Origin of the sequence: Vibrio scophthalmi LMG 19158 (assembly GCF_000222585.1) — a bacterium.
Classification (GTDB): Bacteria; Pseudomonadota; Gammaproteobacteria; order Enterobacterales; family Vibrionaceae; genus Vibrio; species Vibrio scophthalmi.
Window position 1 is genome coordinate 1 of the sequence record NZ_AFWE01000177.1, and the last position, 4,993, is coordinate 4,993.

4 protein-coding genes are annotated in these 4,993 nt (G+C 41.8%); all 4 read left to right on the plus strand.

Translation table 11 applies throughout. From position 1 onward, the window contains the following. The first annotated feature begins 212 nt into the window (after nucleotides 1-212). The 4 genes from RH88_RS14300 to mobC all read left to right on the plus strand — a co-directional run bounded on the left by RH88_RS14300 (nucleotide 213) and on the right by mobC (nucleotide 4,888). Complete coding sequence (locus RH88_RS14300; protein WP_005597200.1) at nucleotides 213-614, plus strand: H-NS family histone-like protein; 402 nt, start codon at nucleotides 213-215, stop codon at nucleotides 612-614. A 982-nt stretch (nucleotides 615-1,596) separates the two neighbouring features. Then, complete coding sequence (locus RH88_RS14305) at nucleotides 1,597-3,600, plus strand: type IV secretory system conjugative DNA transfer family protein (RefSeq protein WP_005597202.1); 2,004 nt, start codon at nucleotides 1,597-1,599, stop codon at nucleotides 3,598-3,600. A gap of 11 nt (nucleotides 3,601-3,611) precedes the next feature. After that, nucleotides 3,612-4,151, plus strand: a complete 540-nt coding sequence (locus RH88_RS14310; RefSeq protein WP_005597204.1) for a hypothetical protein — start codon at nucleotides 3,612-3,614, stop codon at nucleotides 4,149-4,151. Then, entirely contained in the window at nucleotides 4,148-4,888 is a 741-nt protein-coding gene (gene mobC, locus RH88_RS14315; RefSeq protein ID WP_005597205.1) for a MobC family replication-relaxation protein, read from the plus strand. Before RH88_RS14310 ends, mobC begins: the two co-directional genes overlap by 4 nt. The last annotated feature ends 105 nt before the right edge of the window (nucleotides 4,889-4,993 follow it).

Sequence of the window (4,993 nt, forward strand, 5' to 3'; positions counted from 1 at the left end):
GGTTGCTGAGGTTGCTGAGGTTGCTGAGGTTGCTGTTCAAGCAGCATCAACTTCCCGCTTACAGAAAGTCAAAGCTTATATACAAAAAATCAGAAAAAATATTTTCAAATAAATCATATTCACACACACCACTAAGCCCCAAGCATAACTAAGCTTGGGGCTTTTCTTTAGATACAGCAAACTAGAATTCATTAATAGGAGCAGTAGAAAAAATGACTGATATTTTAAAACAACTAAGTAGCCTACGTCGTGCGAAAGTTCTCTTCAAAAATGCAACCGTAGAACAAGTAGATCACATCATAAAAACACTACAAGAAGTACGTGATGAAAAAGAGGTAGAAAGACTAATTGAAGCTGAAAAAGCAGAGCAAGAACAACGGGAACTTGAAACTTTAAAAGCTCAAATCCTCGATAAAAATATCGATTTTGACAAGTTGACCGCCATGATGAGTGGTTCAAAAAGACCACGAAAAGCCAAAAAGATCGCACCAGAAACGCCCACAATTACCTACGTTTTTGGTGATAACGAAACATGGAACGGTGAAGGAGAAGTGCCGAGAAATCTACAAATTCAGCTTGATGAAGGTTTCGAACTAGCAGACTTTATCCAATAAGAAAACAGCCCTACCCGCTTCCTACAGAACGAACCACCTCGCTTAATTTGATTCATTTCAATCCCAAAGGATTGCTAAATGAAATCAAAGTAAACACGTCAATTCCTAAGAATTGTTACGGGTTTATTTCCTCTACGAACGTCGAATGCCAACACCACTTTTCTTTCAATCCCCTAGGATTGTTAAAGAAATAAAGTGGTGTTCGAAGCATGAGGAGTGAGTAAAAAAGACCGCTACAACGAGCCAAATTGAACAATCAAAAAGTGGGAATTCGGGCATTCCATGCCCCCACTTTGATTGTGAAAGACGCGACGTAAAGGCGGTTTTTTTTGCTACGAGATGAGACTCAAGCTCCGCTTGAAAGCGAGTCCCGTAGCCTTAGCTCAAAAAGGATTCAATCGCGCAAGCGCCCCCTCCGCGGGGCTTGATTGTTAATCTTTTTTGAGTGCGAAGGATAGGCATCCGTAGCATCTGAGGAACTTTTCGCCCCAGCGAAAATTACTCAGACGGGGGAGCCGAAACAAACGCCCGCCCCAGCGGAATAGCGAGGCATCCCCAGATGCCGGTTTGTTTTGGGGGCTTGCCCCCGAAAACCGTTGAGTAGGCGAGACCAAGCCCGTCTGCGTAGTTGAATAACTCGAATTTGTGCATGGGAGCCTGCGACCGCCAAATGAGGGTTAATTCACCTTGCAGAGGGGCTTGGTCGCGCGTAGCGCTACGGTTTTCGGCTTCTTTTGCTCTAGGATTCAAATCGATATTTGACCGACGTTCAGGAGGGAGGATATTGATTTGAATTCATTGAAAAATCACCGATTTTTTAATATCACCCTGAAAGGGTGACAAAGAGATTGTAAGCCTCCAAGCGTCAATCTCGCTTCTTTTTATCGGCGTCACTGGTCGGCGTCACCCACGCACCGACCAGTGACGCCGACCACTGACGCCGATAGACATCAAAAACACACTAAATCCAAGGACAACCACTATGCCTGAAATCATCGAGTACAAGCTCTTTGAGTTGTGCATCATCGTGCTCTCTAAACTCTACATTATCACCTTTTATGGTGGCGGAATGATGAGTCTCTTATCTGGATTGATCACACCAATGATCTACTTTGATAAGCCAGAAAAAACGGAGGAAGACACTGTCTTTCGACGTGCTATGTTGGTTTTTGCTTTTATACTTTTTGTCTTTGGTACGTTAAGTCCAATGACGATCCCGTGGATGATCCACTCTCTACAAAACTCGATGATAGGAAGCACAACAGAGCTACATTATCCCGTTTATTCATACCTCAATTTACCGATGTTTATCTTCGGTATTTTTGCGCACATTTGGCTTCGTCGCACCTACTCTCCATTAATAAATGAGCTTAAACAAAAACTCACAAAAAAGACCAACATTGCTCGTGATGAACGCACCGATGTTCGAACGGTAAAAACCTTTTTACCTGAGACCATTGAGTACGATCCGGAAGATTACATTGACCTTAACAAAGGTGTTTTCGTTGGATTAGATCGAGATCATAAAGCGCAATACATTCCGCTTCCAGATATGCAGAAACAACATGCTGATATTTTAGGAACAACAGGTGCGGGTAAAGGGGTTGCGTCTGGTTTGATCTTGTACCAACTCATTCTTGCCGGTGAAGGTGTCTTTGTTATGGATCCAAAAAATGACGAATGGGCACCTCATTTAATGAAGTATGCGTGTGAAAAAGCGGGCAAGCCTTTTTACTTAATCGACCTCAATAAGAAAGCGCCCCAACTAGATCTACTCGCAAACACCACACCAGAACAAATTGAAGAGTTAATGGTCGCGGGATTTAGTTTTGCGGAGAAAGGCGACCTTGCCGATTTCTACCGTATTGATGACCGAAAAGCGGCACGTGAAGCACCAAATAAAGCCGATGAAGAAGGTCGTCGCTCATTCAAAAATTTATTCAACACTGTGTACGTCAAAGGATTGCAAGACACCATCAAAGCGTTCTATGGAAAGCTAGAAGAAATATCACTCGTTGACTCAGTTAACGCCATTGGTGGCATGAAGTTACAAGACGTATTTGATGATGGAGGCTGCTGTTACATTATCGGTTCAATGCGCAACTCTAAAATTTTGATCACTCAAAAAATGATCTTAATTCGTTTATTTCAAATTGCTGAAACTCGTGATCGCGTCAACTCAAAACCTCGCCCTATCGCCATCTTTTTAGATGAATTGAAATACCATATTTCTAAGCCAGCAATGGAAGGATTAGGGGCAGCTCGTGATAAAGGGGTTCATATGTATTTAGCACACCAATCCGTTGCCGACTTAAAAGATTGTCCCGCTGATTTGAACGGGGATGCAGTTGTGGGCGCAGTCGTTGAAAACACAAAATTCAAACTAGTGTACCGATTACAAGATCCCGACACAGCCAAATGGGTATCTGAAATGTCAGGCACAATTTTGGTGGATGATGAAACACGTTACGTTGAATCCAATAAATCACTTTCCGAAATTGTCGATAGCAAGCGCAACATTCGAATGGCCGAAAGACAGTTTGTTGATACCAACATGCTGCTCAATCTTCCAAGTTTCGTTAGCTACATCTTCACCACAACTGACGTACCAAAGCCCTCTTTGATTTCACCAATCAAAGTAAAAAAACAAAAACTCGTGACTTACGACGAAGTTATGGCTGAGCGTGAAATTGCACAAAATCACGTTCAAATTTTCCCTTCTGAACCTGAACCCAATGTAGAAGAGAACGAGATACAAGCAAATACATTAGGCGCAAGCAAAGAGGAGCAAACCGAACCTCAGCTATTGGATAGTGCTAAGTCTGAACTCAGCGAAAGCCTTTTTTTAGATTCGGCTATTGAACCAGAAGAACCAGAAGAACCAGAAGAACCAGAAGAACCAGAAGAACCAGAAGAACCAGAAGAACCAGAAGAACCAAAATTTGACATTGATGAACTAATGAAACAAGTAGAAAAAGGTGCTTAGGAGGCATGATTATGCAACTACAAAGTCAACGATTACTCTCCCTTTGGGATCACAATCAATACAGCAATGACAAAACTAGAACCAAGCCTATTGACGGTCTGTTTGTATACAATAGCTTGTTTTCCGTCTCTGCTTTTGCGTCAAAACAAGATCAAACGCCAGCTACTCTATTAGCTCAAATGACCACCAACAAATTGCTGATCACTCTTAGAGATTTACGCAATAACATATCTAAAGTGGATCGGGAGTTAGTGAGCAGAATAGGCAGCATACCTATGAATACAAGCGCTCATAAAAGAGAAAGTAAAAAAATTCATATAGACGAATCTAAGCACACGCCTACAACCGTCATGTTGATTAAAGTATTCCTAGCAAGTGACGAATACTTTACCCATTTGAATCAAGCAAGATTAGACGGTGAGCTACTCGATACCGAGCAACAAGAAAATCGAAAAGAGATCATCGCATTAGTCATTCAAACCTTACACGACATAAACAAGATGTGTATCTCGTACCACAAAGTACGTAAAAGTGTTGAGGCTAAAGAATGAGTCAATTAATTGCATCGAGGAAAATAAGGGATCAACAAAATGCCGAAAAAATGGCAAAAGTGATCCGTTTTTTGAAGCAGGAAACCTATTCAGATAAAACAAACCTCATGCTGCTACTGGCATATAAAGATCGTGCGCCACTAGACCGCTTACTCAATAAAATGATCGCATTTAATTACCTACGTAAAGAAGTCTTCGACTTCCCTACGGGGAAATATTCGATATGGGGAATAACCTCATTAGGGCTGGCTCAGTTTATCGACAACGACGATGAAGATTACCGAGCCTTTGAACCATCACGAATGAAATTTTCAACCGCAACACACAAGTTGCTTAATCAAAAGGCGTATATCTACCTACAACGTAACGGCTGGACAAACTGGCAAAACGCAGACCAATTTTCATTTAGGCGAAAATATGAAACGGACAATCGGCCTGATGCCATCATCAACACGCAGAGTAACGTAACCGTTGCCATTGAAACGGAGCGCACTCTCAAAACGGCGGATAGATACCGCGCCATATTTAAAAGTCACATTTTAGCGAAACAAAAAGGTTACTGGGAAATGGTCTTCTACGTTGTTGAAGACAATAAAATGCAGCAAGCGCTAGAACGAAGATTTGATAGCGTTAAATACATCCCGTTTGATAAATCCAATCACCCTTTTTCTGAATACAGAAAAAATCTTGTTCGAGTTTTCACACTCGACGAACTCAAGCTCTTAAAAACCAAATAAATCCAACTATTTAACCGAACACTCGATCATTGCATCGAGATTTTGGCGTACCTAAAGGAAACAACCTATGCGCGTATTTATTGCAGAAAAACCCTCTCTAGCCGC

Bases quoted from the DNA above. Each gene is read 5' to 3' on its own strand.
- RH88_RS14300 (WP_005597200.1), top strand. From the start codon at position 213: ATGACTGATATTTTAAAACAACTAAGTAGCCTACGTCGTGCGAAAGTT.
- RH88_RS14305 (WP_005597202.1), top strand. From the start codon at position 1,597: ATGCCTGAAATCATCGAGTACAAGCTCTTTGAGTTGTGCATCATCGTG.
- RH88_RS14310 (WP_005597204.1), top strand. From the start codon at position 3,612: ATGCAACTACAAAGTCAACGATTACTCTCCCTTTGGGATCACAATCAA.
- mobC (WP_005597205.1), top strand. From the start codon at position 4,148: ATGAGTCAATTAATTGCATCGAGGAAAATAAGGGATCAACAAAATGCC.